Source organism: Paraburkholderia oxyphila NBRC 105797 (genome assembly GCF_000685075.1).
GTDB classification, from domain to species: Bacteria; Pseudomonadota; Gammaproteobacteria; order Burkholderiales; family Burkholderiaceae; genus Paraburkholderia; species Paraburkholderia oxyphila.
The window spans coordinates 140,320-154,435 of the sequence record NZ_BAYD01000010.1 but is presented as its reverse complement, the minus strand read 5'-3'; the positions used below and the strand labels follow the sequence as shown (position 1 = coordinate 154,435).

The following is a 14,116-nucleotide window of genomic DNA, read 5'->3' as shown; positions in this document are numbered from 1 at the left end:
CCTTACCCACGTGAACACGCCATTGGAACGTCCAGGAGGAGGTGCTTGTCAGTGGCGGGCGGCTCAATTCGAAGCACCGGGTTCTACCATTTCGTGCAACCAACCGTCTGTCCTGCCTTCGCTCGATCTACGGCCGGCTATTCCGTTTTCAGCGATCGCTACAGTTTGCAGCTGTACTTCGGATTCGCAATTACCACACCCAGTGACTAATATAGGTGATTCGAGAAGGAGAAAAAGACGCGTTTCTTATGCGGCAACTCGCATCTCCAGATCGTCAACTATGGAAGTTGCAAGGAAAATTGCGGGTTTCGGCCTTCGCCGACCTCCATACGCTGTAAGAACATTCGGTAGGCGATGTCATGCTGGCACGGAGAACCTTTCTTATCGGTGGTGCGAGTTTGGCGGGCTTGAGCGTGCTCGCGATCGGATGGTCAGTATCGCCATCACACGAGGACAGGCAAGCCAGAAAACATCTCGATACACCCGGCACCAATGTGGCGCTCAACGGCTGGCTAATGATCGACGGCGCCAACATCGTCACGATCGTCATGAGCAAGGCCGAAATGGGGCAGGGCATCCACACCGGCGCCGCGATGTTGCTGGCGGACGAACTCGGTGCGGACTGGTCCCAAGTCCAGCTCGTCGATGCTCCCATAGAAGCGCTATATACGAACCGCGTAAATCTCGCACGCGCGCTTCCTCTTCGTCCCGAGGATCACGCCTGGACTGCAAAGGGCGAAGAAGCGTTCGCGCGGCTTCTCACACTTTTGGACGGCACGATGGTGACGGGTGGTTCGACGAGCATCGCCGATCTCTGGCAACCGATGCGCGAGGCCGGTGCGTCCGCTCGCGTCATGCTCTGTAACGCGGCGGCGAAGAAGTGGGGAAAACCAGTTAGCGCATGCGAAGCACGCGCGGGCCACATTGTCTGTGGTACACACTCGTCGACGTTTGGCGATCTTCTCGATGAGGTGAAGAACGAGCGGCCTCCCTCGCACGTCACGCTCAAGGACAGATCGAAATTCACGATTATCGGGCAGCGACTGAACCGATTCGAGGCACCTTCGAAAATCGATGGATCGGCACAGTTCGGGATCGATGCGCATCCGGCAGACCTGCTATACGCGAGCGTCAAGATGTGTCCAACGCTCGGCGGAATCGCGACCGCATACGATAGTGCGAACGTGGAGAACACCGAGGGCATACATGACATCTTCACGGTCGATCCCTACCACGGCGGTACCGGCGGAGTCGCGGTCATTGCTGATAACCCGTACATCGCCATGCGCACGCTCTGCGAGTTGTCGTACACGTGGGATCACGGTCCGGCAAAAGACGTCAGCGATGCAGACATCACCATCGCCTTGATCAAGGCGATCGAAGACGGCGATGCTGCCCAGTCCTTCTATTCGGCTGGCGATGTCGAAGCCCATCTGAAGCAGTTGAAACCACTGAAAATGCAGTACGAAGCGCCGTACCTCGCGCATGCGGCGCTGGAGCCGATCAACTGTACTGCCGCGGTGAGGGATGACGAAGCGGCGATCTGGGTATCCACGCAGATCCCGATGGCGGCGCGCAAGGCCGTGGCAAATTTCCTCGATCTGAACGAAGACAAGGTGCAGATGCATCCATGCTTGATCGGCGGCGGATTCGGCCGTCGGCTCGAAGTCGACTATATCGTGCAGGCGGTGGCAATCGCACGCCATGCCAACGGACGTCCCGTGCAGACCATCTGGCCGCGTGCACAAGATACGACGCACGACTTCTATCGCCCCGCATGCGTGTCGCAATTCACGGGTGCGCTGGATGCAAATGGCAAGCTGATTGCCTGGAAGAACGAATCGGCCAGCCAGTCGCTGAGCGTGCAAGCGCTGCCTCGTGCATTCGGCTACCCCAAGGATGTCGTCGAGATGTTCAAGGACACGACGAGTGCGGAGGGTGCGTTCGATCAGCCGTACGAATGCCCGAACATTTCCGTTACACACAATACGGTGACGCTGCCGATACCCGTAGGTAGCTGGCGGTCGGTCGGACATTCGCTTCATGCGTTCTTTGTCGAGAGCTTTATCGACGAGATGGCGATCGCCGCGGGCAAGGATCCTTTCCAGTTTCGGCTGGAGATGCTGACGCGACCGGAACACCAGCGTCACGCCTATGTACTGCGAACGCTCATGGCCTATTCTCAGTGGCAGACGCTGCCGCAGCGTAACGGAACGACTGCCAGAGGCATGGCAATGCACGAAGCGTTTGGCAGTGTGGTCGCGCAGGTCGCTGACGTGCAAAGGGTTGGCGGCAGTTTCCAGGTCATGCGAGTCTACTGCGTGATCGATTGCGGCGTCGCGATCAATCCGAATCTCGTGGAGCAGCAAATCGAGAGCGGCATTATTTTTGGGCTGTCTGCCGCCTTGCAACAACGAATCAGCATCGTGAACGGTCAGGTTCAGCAGAAGTATTTTTCTGACTTCCCCCTCGTCAATATGTCGAACTGTCCTGAGATTCACACAAAAGTGCTCCAGTGTGGTACCGAACCACAGGGCGTCGGCGAAGCGGGTACGCCGCCCATTGCGCCAGCCGTAGCGAATGCGCTTTTCGCACTCACGGGGAATCGGGTTCGACACCTTCCACTTATTGATCCGCCAGAGCCGTCCGGAGGGGATATATGGTGTCAGTCCGTATTAACGGGAGAACCGTTGTCATAGGGTCCGCTCCAGAAACTCCCTTGCTCCGGGCACTCCGATGCGAACACGAACCGGAACTGACGGGAACCCGATCGCGGATAGGGGTATCTGACAAGCCTGAAAAGCCATGTTATCGACCAGGACCGTGCAGGCGCCACAAACGCCCATACCGCAGCCGAATTTGGGCTCAACGGGACGCCGGAGATCCACCTTGCCCAATCACAGGTTCTCAGCCAGGTTTCGAAGAAGGCTGCTTCCGGTTTGCAGCCCATGCACCCGCAACGTTTGCGATCAGCAACGCCACATTGCGCTCGGCCAGTGCGGCGATCGTACGTGAGGGATTGCGCCCTATCGCGCGCGGAACCACTGCACCGTCCATCACGTACAGACCTTCGTAGCCGAACACTTTGCCGCAGGCGTCCACCACGCCCTCCGAGCTCGTGCGGCCCATGTTACAGCCACCGAGCGGATGCGGGGTAATCAGCTTGTGCAAATCACTCCAGGTCGGCGGGACGAAGGGACGGCCACCCGTCGCGTCCGACAGTTTCTCGTGCGCTTTGATCATTGCCTCGACGACCTTGTCCGATCCCTCGTACGACCAGTCGAGCCGCAGTACGCGGTGCCAGGGGGCGAACCAGCAGCGGCCGAGGCGCATGCGCCCGTCTCCCGCATCGATCGCCTGGCCGAACCACGGCATCATGTGCTCTACCGGGTCATCGGAATCGACATGGTGCGCCAGCGCTTTCCAGAAGTCACCCAGCAACCCGCGATGTGCCCGCTTGAGCCGGCTGTGCACGAAATCGTACGCGAGATTGGGCACGCCGCCGTCCTGCACGAACACCGATTGTCCGTTGATGTCGGGATGCTTGAAAAGGTCGATTGCGGCGGAAATGGTGACGCCATGCGACGGCGAGATTTTGCGGTGGCCATAAAAGGCCGGCGTGAGGAAGTCGCCGTTGAACGACCAACCCGAGCCGAGCTGCTCAGACAGACCGGGTAGCGTGCGATGTTCGTCGCGACAGCGGAGCAACAACTCCGTGCTGCCGATCGAGCCGGCGCCGAGAATCACGCGGTCCGCCGTTGCAGTGTCGCGCGTAGAACTGCCCGCAGCCGAGTCGATGATGTCGAAATGCACGCGCCATCCTGGCTGGAGCGGCTCGAGCTTTTGCACCACGTGGAGCGGCTGGATCGTGGCTCCGTGTTGCTCGGCCACTGCGAGGTAGTTGAGGTCGAGCGTGTTCTTCGCCGATACCTGGCAGCCGATGTCGCAGTTGCCACAGTGCACGCAGGTGCCTTGCGGCATTCCGTGGGCGTTGATGAATTTGACCGAATGCCAGTCCTCGCGTGGGTCGGGCGCGTTCGGGTCGTAGCGCGGTGAGAAGCTTACCGCCAGCGGCAGCTTGCGGTAGCAATCGCCCCAGCCGCAGGCTTGCGCGGCCTCGCGCACCAGCCGGGTACGTTTGCTGAGCTGATTGTCGGGCAGTTCCTGAACGTCCAGCATCTGGCCAACGCGATCGTAGTGAGGCTTGAGTTCCTTGTAGGTAATCGCCGCCGGCCAGCCGCTCTCGAACGCTTCCCGTCGCGCTTCGACCGAGACGTTGGCGTAGATCAGTGAACCTCCGCCTACGCCCGCGCCGGCTACCACCCACATGTTTCGGAAGGTACGCAGGTCCGCCCAGCCGTGGTGCCGCTGCGGGTGTTGCTGGTCCCACAACCAGGGCGAGGACTCGTTACGCGGATAGGTGTTCGGCGTCCAGCGGCGGCCGCGTTCGAGCACCAGCACGTTGCCGCCGGCCTCCGCGATGCGGCAGGCCGCAACGGCGCCGCCGAAGCCACTGCCGACGACGATCACGTCATACGTGTTTGGGCTCATGCTGGCGTTCTCCTGGTGTAGATGCGCGAGCGTTCCGACGCGAAGAACCTGAAGAAGAGCCGCTAGATGGCACGTGCGGCTTCGCGGCGTGTCTGCGTGTTCGTCGCGTGTACTGTATTCATGAGTCTCACGAGCCTCATGAGGCGGGACACTGCACGGACCTAAAGCAGCTGCGTCTTCAGTTCGGAATTCGAAAGCATTTCCTTGCCGGCTTCGAGCCCAGCGCCTCCAGTTCCACTCCGTGCATCGTGTGTTCTGACGTCACCATCGATCTGATCGACGAAGCATTAGTTTGCTCCAATTTAACGTGAGCGAATACTGGCTTGCCATCTGTTTCGAACTGGATTCCGCGTGCTAGACTATAAAGCGGCCATGACAGGATTTTTCGCGTAGTGAATGTTGACCTATGCGGGTTCCGACCGGACGCCGCCATTCTGACGAACGCTGATCTGGTCGACTCCCGCTGTCCATCTCCGACAGTGAAAGGCCTGGCCATGCCGCGCGCGCTGCGCCGAAGCGCTATCCTGTTCGCCGGCGAGCAAGGAGAAGCCTACGATGAAGAAGCCCGCTCCCCTCGCCAATCCGCAGCCTGGCCCAGACCAGCTCAATGATCTGCGCGACCGCTTGCTGAATGCCATCGCCGCTATCAGAGCAAGCCAGTCATCCAATCCAAAGATGATCGACTTCTTGTTGAACCAGGCGCAAAACCAGACGAACGCGCTGGTTAGCGGCGACACGAATTCTTCTCCCGATCATCACATCCTGGCGAACATCAGGAGCCTGCTGATGAATGCGCAGGTGCTTCCGACCACATCGGACGGTCTTGCGGTTTCCTCAATATCGGATGAAGGTGACATCGTCGGCAATGGCAAGTACGAATCGCTCGACATCGGCTGGACCGAAGCGGCGGTCTGCTGGCTGGAGTACATCGCGAGCAGACCGAAGGCGCCGTTTCAGACAAACCCGCCGGAGATATCGATAGACGCCACGCTGTCCATTGCCGTCGCAGGCGACTGGGGAACCGGTTTCGACTATCGACCGGACGGCTTAATCGTGCCCGCTGAAAAAGTGAAGAACTGCATGACATCATGCGATCCGGTTTATACGGTTCATCTAGGCGATGTCTACTATTCCGGAACCCTCGAGGAAGAACCCAAAAATTTCATCGACTTGTGGCCGGAAGGCGTGCAAGGAAGCTTTACGTTGAACTCGAATCACGAAATGTATTCGGGAGCAAACGGCTATTTCGCGGCGCTCGGGGATGACAAATTCAGCAAGCAGAACAAAAACAGTTATTTTGCCTTGAAGAACCAGGACTGGCTCATCGTCGGTCTCGACACTGCGTACCACGCCGACGAACTTCATCTTTATCAGCATGGTTTTCTCGACTCTGATCAGTGCGCCTTTCTCGACAGATTGTTGAACGAGGAGCCGATGTCCCGCAGGACGATCCTGCTGACACACCATAACGGTTTGTCGCTCGACGGGTCGACGCCGACCGCGCTTTGGGGGCAAATCGCGCCGAGTTTCGCGCAGCGCGAGCTATGGTGGTACTGGGGGCACCTGCATGCGGGTGTTGTTTATGCCGACCGGGGGAAAGTGCATGGGCGCTGCTGCGGCCACGGCGCGTTTCCGGCGGGCGAACCTGATTCACTCGTCGGCAATCCATCGGCGATTTGGCATGAGAACCGGAAGGTGCCCGATCTGCTTTATCCAGGTCGAATCCACAATGGCTTCGTCCTGTTGAGCCTGGACGGCCCCGCGCTTACTGAGACGTTCATCGACGAAGATGGAGCCACCGTGTACACGCAGTTCTTTCCTCCCGTATGACTCGCGAACGCAGCGTGCGTAGCTCCGACGTAACCGGCTTTCCTTGCTGCCTGTTTGCCTCTGTGTCCACGGCCAACGACGATTCAGGGCTTTCGGGCAGACGCGAGCATGCACGGCATCGGGACTTGCACCTCACCGTTGTTGGTATACGACGCCGCATCGTCGGCTACGGCTTTCTGGATCGAAGCCAGCGCTTCTGGCGACTGCGCCCTCAAGATCGCCGCAACGCGCACTCCGCCGCACATCAAGACGTCGAAAGGCGTTTCGGGCACGCGGATATGTAATATTTGGCGGACTTCTTCAATGCGGGGCGCAACGAAGCCCGCACCAAGCAGCGCACGTTCCGATTCGTGTGAGTCGCTGAAGCGAAAAAACGGGGGCCCAGGAGGCAGTTGGACGTCCGTGCGACCGTGCTTTTCAATGGCCTTGAGCACCATCCCGAATCCAATGGTCTGATCCGGCGGCGCCCAAACGGTAAACGAGATTCTGCCGCCGGGGCGTAGTACCCGGAACGCTTCGGCAAGCGCGGCCTCGGGATGAGCGAAATGCAGCATACCGAAGCTGATCCCAACCGCGTCGAAACTCATATCCGGAAAAGGCAGATCTTCTGCGCTCCCTGGGCGGAACGCGAGGTCGGGGAAAATGCGTCTCGCTTGCTGAAGCATCGCGTCTGCGAAATCGACACCGACTACATCGGCGCCACGACGCGCGGCCGCTGCCGCGAGATAGCCGGGTCCTGATGCGACATCCAGAAACTGAACGCCGGCACGCACCTCAAGCGCGTCGAGCAACGCCTCATTGGACTGCGTCGTCAGTTCGCCAAAATACGAGTGATACGCCTGTGCGACTGTTTCCCAGCCCCGACGCTCAAAGGCGCTGAATTCGTCTTGTTCCATGTCACACCTCCATCCGGATCCAGGCTGTCGCGCCCCGGCATCGGAGTGATGTTGTCCGTATTGGCGCATGATGGTCAGGTTAGTGCCGCTCGGCCACTTGTACAAGATTGCCATGGACTTACAGAACTCATCCGGTCACACGATGCTGTGCGTGACGCACGAGATGGGATTTGCGCGCAAGGTCGCCGAGCGCGTGCGCTTTCTCGAAGGCGGCAAGATCGTCGAAGACCGCCCATCGGCGCAGTTCTTCGACGCGCCGCGCGGTGCGCGGGCCAAGGCGTTTTTCTCGCTGATTCGCCACTGACGCGGCACGCGGGGCCTTTTCGCTGGTGGCGGGTGTAGGAAGGCTCGCCCTCCGACACCCGTGGCCCTTAACCGCGAATGAACGCGAGCAGATCGGCGTTGATCGTCTCGGCGTTGCTGGTGGGCATGCCGTGCGGGAAGCCCGGATAGATCTTCAGGGTACTGTTCTTCGCCAGCTTCGCGGACAGTACGCCTGCGTCCTCATAGGGGACGATCTGGTCGTCGTCGCCGTGCATCACCAGCACGGGGATCGTGGTGCTCTTCAGGTCCTCCGTGAAGTCGGTCTGCGAGAAGGCGACGATGCCGTCATAGTGCGCCTTGGCGCTGCCCATCATGCCCTGGCGCCACCAGTTCCAGATCACGCCTTGCGACGGCGTCGCACCGGGGCGGTTGTAGCCGTAGAAGGGGCCGGCCGGGACGTCGTAATAAAACTGCGCGCGGTTGGCCGCGAGTTGGGCCTGGAGGTCGTCGAAGACCTGCTTGGGGAGGCCGCCCGGATTGCTCTCGGTCTTCACCATCAGCGGCGGCACGGCGCTGATCAGCACTGCCTTGGAGACGCGGTCTTCGCCATGACGAGCCACGTAGTGGATGACTTCGCCGCCGCCCGTGGAATGGCCGACATGGACCGCTTTCTGCACGCCAAGGTGGTTCACGACAGCCGCCACGTCATCGGCGTAGTGGTCCATGTCGTGGCCGTCCCACACCTGGCTGGAGCGTCCATGGCCGCGACGGTCATGCGCTACGACCCGGTAGCCTTGCGCCAGAAAGAACAGCATCTGCGCATCCCAATCATCGGCACTGAGCGGCCAGCCGTGATGGAAGAAGATCACCTGCGCGTCGCGCGGACCCCAGTCCTTGTAGAAAATCTCAACGCCATCCTTCGTCGTCACGTAACCCATGTTCGTTTCTCCTGGTTAATGCGTAGGCATTCAATCAGCGATGTGCTTCCAGACAGCTACAGCTACGGCACGGCCCTCGCGATGCGGCAAAGAATTTGCAAACATCCTTGCGGACATTGATTCGTCTAACCGGTTGACCGGACGACGTCGTCGAGCCAGCAAACACTCTAAGATTAAAGCTAACCTTAATGTCAATCACTTTTCGGGTGCGATATCTACCCGCATCCGGACGCTTGACCTTCAAGCTGAGTTGAATCTTAAAGTGCTGGCTGAAACGCTGTGTGTTGGCGTGCCCGGTCAAACTTGGAGAAGGGTCAGCGAATATGGACAGGCGGTATACACGCGTCGAATTTGGACCGCACACGGTCGAAGTGCCCGAAGGGGGCTACTACGACCGCTTCCGGATGAACCCGAACCTGGATGAGGTGGCGCGGGACCCTCGCGCGGGGAACATCGACTATTTCAGAAGGATTCCGAAACAACTGCTCGACTCGCGTGTCGGCCCCACGTGGGCGCCCAACTTCTACTACCGCACCAGCAATATCCAGGTGCTGTTTCTCGCGCGCTTGTCGAGGCTGCGGGCCATGCTGCCGACGCCGCTCGAGCCGCTGCGGGCGTTCCCGGGCTTCGGGCTGGTGGCACTAACTTTCTTTTCGTACTCAGTTTGCGATAACGACCCGTACGACGAAGTCTCCGTCGCGGTCGTGATCCGCCGGCCCGGCGCGCGTGGGTCCCATGCGCTGGAGTTGCGCGATTCCATGCGGCGCCGAAGTTTCCACGCCCATGTGCTGGCGCTGCCCGTCAGCACGGAAATCGCCCGCGTGCGTGGCGTGTACGGCTATCAGTTGCCCAAGTGGCGCGCCGAGATCGATGTGAGCATCGCCGCCGACGTGAGGGCCCGGATTGCCGGCCCGGGTGGCGTACCGGACCTGAGCTTGAGCGCGCCGCTTCCGGCCCTGCGCAATGTCGTGCCTCAATCGCACATGGGCACGACGACGATGATCAATAAAGTCGATGGGCAATGGCATCAGGCCACGGTGCAGACCAATACACTATCGTTCGCTCAACGCCTGTTCCCGCGCAACGTGACCGTGTCGCGCAATGGCGGCCCGCTGAGCGAGTTGCTCGACGGGCTGGGCGCCTCGACCATCGTGCGTCTGGACGTGGTCAAGGACGCACAGATCGTGCTGAATCTGCCAACGCCATTGAGGGCTTTCGATCGTGCCGGAGCGTGAGCGGGGCGGTGTGAATGCCCACTCTTTCTACCAGCAGCCCACGTAAGGAAACGTTCATGACCGCCCCGAGCTATGACATCGTCGTGTTTGGTGCCACCAGCTTTGTTGGCCAGATCCTGACGCGTTACCTGTCCGGGCACCTTGCCGGCCAGGCCGAAACCTTGCGCTGGGCCATTGCGGGCCGCTCCGAAGCGAAGCTCAACGACCTCAAGCGCTCGCTGGGCACGGCGGGGCAATCCCTGCCCATCATCGTCGCGGACGCGGGCAACGAAAGCCAGTTGCGCGCGCTGTGTGCGCAGACGCGCGTGGTCGTCTCCACGGTGGGCCCCTATGCGCTCTATGGCGAGCCGCTCGTCAAGGTTTGCGTAGAGAGCGGCACCGATTACTGCGATCTGACTGGCGAGACCCAGTGGATCAAAAGAATGATCGACAAGTACGAGTCAGCAGCCCGGAAAACCGGGGCGCGCATCGTGCATTGCTGCGGCTTCGACTCGGTCCCCTCGGACATGGGCGTGTGGTTCTTGCAGCAACAGGCGATGCGGCAATGGGGCGTCCCGGCGACTCACGTCAAGATGCGACTCCAGACCCTGAAGGGCGGCGCATCGGGCGGCACAGTCGCCAGTGTGATCAATGTGGTCAAGGAGGCGGCCGCCGATCCGTCCTTGCGCAAGGAACTCGTCAACCCCTATGCGCTCTGCCCCAAAGGTCACGGCTTCAAGGCGCGCCAGCACTACGTCAAGTCCGCGGAGTTCGATAGCGCGTTCGACGCATGGATCGCCCCGTTCGTGATGGCGGCCATCAACGAGCGGGTGGTTCATCGGTCCAACGCGCTCTCTGGCAATGCCTATGGCACCCAGTTCACCTACGACGAAGCGATATTGACCGGCTCAGGCCTGAAGGGACGACTGAAAGCCCTGAATACCGTGGCGGGCTTGGGTGCGTTCATGGCGGGCATCTTGATCGGCCCGGTTCGCGGCGTGATGCAACGCTTCCTGTTGCCCAAGCCAGGCGTTGGCCCAAATCCTGAAGCGCAATTGGCCGGCCGCTACGATTTACGGTTTTTCGGCCGAACCGACGATGGCCAGTCGTTGCGCGTGAAAGTGACCGGGGATCGCGATCCGGGCTACGGCTCGACCGGCAAGATGCTGGGGCAGGCGGCGATCAGTCTCGCGCGGGATCTCGTCGAGGACGGCGTCAAGGTGGGGCGTCCCGGCGGCTTCTGGACACCGGCGACCCTGTTCGACGCGCGCTTCGTCGAGCGTCTGACGCGTCATGCGGGTTTGCGCTTCGAGCGGCTATGACGTGTCACGCGCCGCCTTCGTCCGCCGGGCGATGGGCTGCATGCGCGCCAACCGTCAAAGGAGTGCGGCAACCTGCTCGGCCGTCGCCTTGGCGGATTGCGGATTCTGCCCCGTCACGAGCCGGCCATCGGCGACGACCTTCGAGACGAACGGCAGCAGCGCTTTCTCGTAGAGCGCACCGCGCCGCTTCATCTCCTCCTCGGCGTTATAGGGCACTTTGCTGGCGACGCCGGCGAGCACTTCCTCCACCCACGAGTAGCCGGTCACGCGGCGGCCGGCCACCAGCAGCGTGCCGTCCGAGAGCGTCGTGTTGAGCAGGCCGCAGTAACCATGGCAGACCGACGAGACCACGCCGCCGCGCTCGTAGATCTCCCTTGTGATCCGCTGCAAGCCGGCATCGTCGGGGAAGTCCCACATGACGGCATGCCCGCCCGTGTAATAGATCGCGTCGAACTCGGCCGAATCGATCTGATCGGGGCGCGCGGTCGTGGCCAACAGCGCCTGGCGGTCCTTGTCGGTCAGCCATTGCTTCACGGAGGCATCGGCAAGCGGCCATTTGAGCGAACGCGGCTCGAGCGGCGAGACGCCGCCCTTCGGGCTCACGAGACGCTGCTCAAATCCCTTCTCCGCGAAGATGTGCCAGGCATGCGTCAGCTCGGACAGCCAGAGGCCGGTCGGCTCGGCCTGGTCGGCATAGTTGGCGACGTTGCTGACGACATGGAGTACGCGTTTGGTCATGTTGGAGCTTCCTTTCTATCTGCCACCGGAACCTGCAGCCACAACCATAACGTTGAAGTCAAGCTGAAGGTCAAGGCCTTTCGGGGCTCCGGCCGCTTGCAGCGGACTCGCCGGACAGCAGGCCGTCCAGCAGCGTCGTGAGGGCATCCTCGATGGCGTGATCGCCCACCTTCGCAGGCACCAGGCGGCCGTCGATCGCGAGCATCGTCAGGCCATGCAGGTGCGCCCAGCATGCCGTGGCCTGGCCGAGCGCGGAGCGCGAACGAATCGTGCCCTCGCGCTGGCCGCGCTCGAGGACGTCGATGACCAGCCGGAAGGGCGCCTGCGTACGCGCATCGAGATGGATATCGGACGGCTCGCCGGCATCCGCATTGAACATCAGACGATAAAGATCCGGGTTCTCGGCGCCGAAGCCCAGGTGCGCATAGCCCAGCGCCTGCAAGCACGCGGGCGCATCCGCAGCCGGATCGAGCGCGGCGACGAGCGCCTCGCGCAGCCGATCGAAGCCGATCAGGGCCAACTCATGCAGCAACGCCGTCTTGTCCGGGAAATGCCGATAGGGCGCGGAGTGGCTCACATCGGCGCGCCGGGCGATCTCGCGCAGCGTGAACTGCCAGCCCTTTTGCTCCTGGAGCATGTCGAGGGCCGTATCGATGATCGCGCGCCGCAAATCGCCGTGGTGATAGGGTTTCAGCTCCGTGGGCGCATCTGACGTCATAGGGATTACGCGAATGTTGACAAGAGACACATTCTGCTCCTACCATCCCGAATCATCAAGTTGACGCTGTCTACATTCCGGTAATCTCGTGAGGTGCACGATGACCATTCCCGCAGAATCCATTCATGGCCTCGACGCGGCAGATTTGCTGGCCCGTCAGCGCAGCGCGTTCCTGAAGGAAGCACCACCGAGCCTCGCCGAGCGCAAGGCGCGGCTCGCCCGGCTGCGCGCCACGGTGCTCGCGTGGCGCAACGAAGTGAAAGAGGCGATCAGCGCCGATTTCGGGCATCGCTCGCGCCACGAGACGGACATCATGGAAACGGCCGGCGTGGTCCAGTCGATCGACTACCTCACGCGCAACCTGGGCCGCTTCATGAAGGCCGAGCGTCGGCACGTTGGGTTCGTCTACCGCTCCGGCCACGCGCGGGTGGAATACCAGCCGAAGGGTGTCGTCGGGGTGATGGCGCCGTGGAACTACCCGTTCTCGCTGACGTTCATTCCGCTCGCGACCGCGCTCGCGGCCGGCAACCGCGTGATGCTCAAGCCCTCGGAATTGACGCCGCGCACCAGCGAGGTCATCCAGCGCATGCTCGCAGATACCTTCCCGGCCGACGAAGTGGCCGTCGTGCTCGGCGGGCCGGAAGTCGGCGCGGCCTTCAGCAATTTGCCGTTCGATCATCTGCTGTTCACGGGCAGCACGCAGGTTGGCCGCAAGGTCATGAAGGCGGCAAGCGAGAACCTGGTGCCGGTGACGCTCGAGCTCGGCGGCAAGAGCCCTGCCATCGTCGCGCGTGGCCATGTCGACGAGCGGACCATGGGCAGCATCGTCTTCGGCAAGCTGGCCAATGCCGGGCAGACTTGCGTGGCGCCTGACTACGCGCTCGTCCACGAGGACGATCTCCAGGCCTTTGTCGCGCAGTTCGACGCGATGGTGGCGCGCAGCTATCCCGAAGGGCCGACCAGCGAGGACTACACCTCGATCGTCAGCGACAGGCATTACGCGCGGCTCGTGGGTCTCGTCGACGAAGCCAGGCGCCGCGGCGCGCGCGTGATCGAGGCGGGTGTGAGACCGGGCAGCGCCGCTACCCGCGTGCGCACGCTCGCGCCCACGCTGGTCGTCGGAGCTAGTGACGAATGCGCCGTCATGCAGGAAGAGATCTTCGGACCGATCCTGCCGGTACGCACGTATCGCACCATGGACGAGGTCATCGACTATGTGAACGCGCGCCCGCGCCCACTCGCGCTCTACTATTTCGGCAACGAGGACGACGCGTGCGAGACGCTGCTCAAGCGCACGACCTCGGGCAACACCGGCATCAACAACACGCTCTTGCACGTGGCCCAGGACGACCTCCCGTTCGGTGGAGTCGGGCCGAGCGGCATGGGGGCCTACCACGGCATCGAGGGCTTTCGCGCGATGAGCCACGCGAAGGGGGTCTTCGTTCAGGGGCGCTGGAATCTTCCGAGCCTGCTGCGGGCACCGTTCGGCAAGGTGGCGGATCTGGCGCTGAGGTTCACGCTGGGAGCGAACCGCAAACCGGCTGACAAGGCGCTTCGCTCGAACGCGAGGCGATGAGTTTGCGGTGAGCGAGGGGGCTGGCGGCGGCAAGCGATGACTGGCGGCCTCCGGGCCATGAGATGTGGC

At 61.7% G+C, this 14,116-nt stretch carries 12 protein-coding genes; 6 read left to right on the top strand and 6 right to left on the bottom strand.

Translation table 11 applies throughout. The features are described from left to right. The first annotated feature begins 359 nt into the window (after window positions 1–359). Complete coding sequence (locus tag BO1_RS09550; RefSeq protein ID WP_028217361.1) at window positions 360–2,699, top strand: xanthine dehydrogenase family protein molybdopterin-binding subunit; 2,340 nt, start codon at window positions 360–362, stop codon at window positions 2,697–2,699. On the opposite strand, the gene BO1_RS61965 is transcribed toward BO1_RS09550, so the two are convergent. Then, complete coding sequence (locus tag BO1_RS61965; RefSeq protein ID WP_407669926.1) at window positions 2,694–2,846, bottom strand: hypothetical protein; 153 nt, start codon at window positions 2,844–2,846, stop codon at window positions 2,694–2,696. The genes BO1_RS09550 and BO1_RS61965 overlap by 6 nt on opposite strands. Before the next feature lie 61 nt (window positions 2,847–2,907). Then, complete coding sequence (locus tag BO1_RS50365) at window positions 2,908–4,551, bottom strand: GMC oxidoreductase (RefSeq protein ID WP_043284289.1); 1,644 nt, start codon at window positions 4,549–4,551, stop codon at window positions 2,908–2,910. Window positions 4,552–5,106: 555 nt separating this feature from the next. Here BO1_RS50365 and BO1_RS50360 point away from each other — a divergent pair. Then, entirely contained in the window at window positions 5,107–6,381 is a 1,275-nt protein-coding gene (locus BO1_RS50360) for a metallophosphoesterase family protein (RefSeq protein ID WP_052409407.1), read from the top strand. An 83-nt stretch (window positions 6,382–6,464) separates the two neighbouring features. Here BO1_RS50360 and BO1_RS09535 read toward each other — a convergent pair whose 3' ends face one another. Then, window positions 6,465–7,277 carry a class I SAM-dependent methyltransferase gene (locus tag BO1_RS09535; RefSeq protein WP_028217360.1) on the bottom strand — a complete coding sequence of 271 codons (813 nt, stop codon included), beginning with the start codon at window positions 7,275–7,277 and terminating at the stop codon, window positions 6,465–6,467. A gap of 112 nt (window positions 7,278–7,389) precedes the next feature. Between BO1_RS09535 and BO1_RS61000 the strand changes: the two genes are divergently transcribed. Further along, entirely contained in the window at window positions 7,390–7,581 is a 192-nt protein-coding gene (locus BO1_RS61000; protein ID WP_456088863.1) for a hypothetical protein, read from the top strand. A 67-nt stretch (window positions 7,582–7,648) separates the two neighbouring features. Here BO1_RS61000 and BO1_RS09525 read toward each other — a convergent pair whose 3' ends face one another. Further along, window positions 7,649–8,479 carry an alpha/beta fold hydrolase gene (locus tag BO1_RS09525; protein WP_028217359.1) on the bottom strand — a complete coding sequence of 277 codons (831 nt, stop codon included), beginning with the start codon at window positions 8,477–8,479 and terminating at the stop codon, window positions 7,649–7,651. 323 nt (window positions 8,480–8,802) lie between these two features. Between BO1_RS09525 and BO1_RS09520 the strand changes: the two genes are divergently transcribed. Together BO1_RS09520 and BO1_RS09515 are read left to right on the top strand one after the other, a co-directional pair. Next, window positions 8,803–9,714, top strand: coding sequence for an acetoacetate decarboxylase (locus tag BO1_RS09520; protein WP_028217358.1), 912 nt, complete (start codon window positions 8,803–8,805; stop codon window positions 9,712–9,714). A gap of 56 nt (window positions 9,715–9,770) precedes the next feature. Beyond that, the gene (locus BO1_RS09515; RefSeq protein WP_028217357.1) at window positions 9,771–11,015 is read left to right on the top strand and encodes a saccharopine dehydrogenase family protein; all 1,245 of its coding nucleotides are present in this window, start codon (window positions 9,771–9,773) and stop codon (window positions 11,013–11,015) included. A gap of 54 nt (window positions 11,016–11,069) precedes the next feature. Here the strand turns inward: BO1_RS09515 and BO1_RS09510 are convergent, their stop codons facing one another. Both BO1_RS09510 and BO1_RS50350 read right to left on the bottom strand, forming a co-directional pair. Continuing rightward, window positions 11,070–11,753 carry a type 1 glutamine amidotransferase domain-containing protein gene (locus BO1_RS09510; protein WP_028217356.1) on the bottom strand — a complete coding sequence of 228 codons (684 nt, stop codon included), beginning with the start codon at window positions 11,751–11,753 and terminating at the stop codon, window positions 11,070–11,072. A gap of 70 nt (window positions 11,754–11,823) precedes the next feature. Beyond that, complete coding sequence (locus tag BO1_RS50350) at window positions 11,824–12,423, bottom strand: TetR/AcrR family transcriptional regulator (protein WP_245643750.1); 600 nt, start codon at window positions 12,421–12,423, stop codon at window positions 11,824–11,826. 148 nt (window positions 12,424–12,571) lie between these two features. On the opposite strand from BO1_RS50350, the gene BO1_RS50345 reads away from it, so the two are divergent. Next, window positions 12,572–14,047 (top strand): coniferyl aldehyde dehydrogenase, encoded by a 1,476-nt coding sequence (locus BO1_RS50345; RefSeq protein WP_043284283.1) that lies wholly within the window; start codon window positions 12,572–12,574, stop codon window positions 14,045–14,047. Window positions 14,048–14,116 lie beyond the last annotated feature (69 nt).

What these genes read in the sequence shown, in the direction of transcription:
- BO1_RS09550 (WP_028217361.1), top strand. Translation starts at nt 360, where the DNA reads ATGCTGGCACGGAGAACCTTTCTTATCGGTGGTGCGAGTTTGGCGGGC.
- BO1_RS61965 (WP_407669926.1), bottom strand. Translation starts at nt 2,846, where the DNA reads ATGGGCGTTTGTGGCGCCTGCACGGTCCTGGTCGATAACATGGCTTTT.
- BO1_RS50365 (WP_043284289.1), bottom strand. Translation starts at nt 4,551, where the DNA reads ATGAGCCCAAACACGTATGACGTGATCGTCGTCGGCAGTGGCTTCGGC.
- BO1_RS50360 (WP_052409407.1), top strand. Translation starts at nt 5,107, where the DNA reads ATGAAGAAGCCCGCTCCCCTCGCCAATCCGCAGCCTGGCCCAGACCAG.
- BO1_RS09535 (WP_028217360.1), bottom strand. Translation starts at nt 7,277, where the DNA reads ATGGAACAAGACGAATTCAGCGCCTTTGAGCGTCGGGGCTGGGAAACA.
- BO1_RS61000 (WP_456088863.1), top strand. Translation starts at nt 7,390, where the DNA reads ATGGACTTACAGAACTCATCCGGTCACACGATGCTGTGCGTGACGCAC.
- BO1_RS09525 (WP_028217359.1), bottom strand. Translation starts at nt 8,479, where the DNA reads ATGGGTTACGTGACGACGAAGGATGGCGTTGAGATTTTCTACAAGGAC.
- BO1_RS09520 (WP_028217358.1), top strand. Translation starts at nt 8,803, where the DNA reads ATGGACAGGCGGTATACACGCGTCGAATTTGGACCGCACACGGTCGAA.
- BO1_RS09515 (WP_028217357.1), top strand. Translation starts at nt 9,771, where the DNA reads ATGACCGCCCCGAGCTATGACATCGTCGTGTTTGGTGCCACCAGCTTT.
- BO1_RS09510 (WP_028217356.1), bottom strand. Translation starts at nt 11,753, where the DNA reads ATGACCAAACGCGTACTCCATGTCGTCAGCAACGTCGCCAACTATGCC.
- BO1_RS50345 (WP_043284283.1), top strand. Translation starts at nt 12,572, where the DNA reads ATGACCATTCCCGCAGAATCCATTCATGGCCTCGACGCGGCAGATTTG.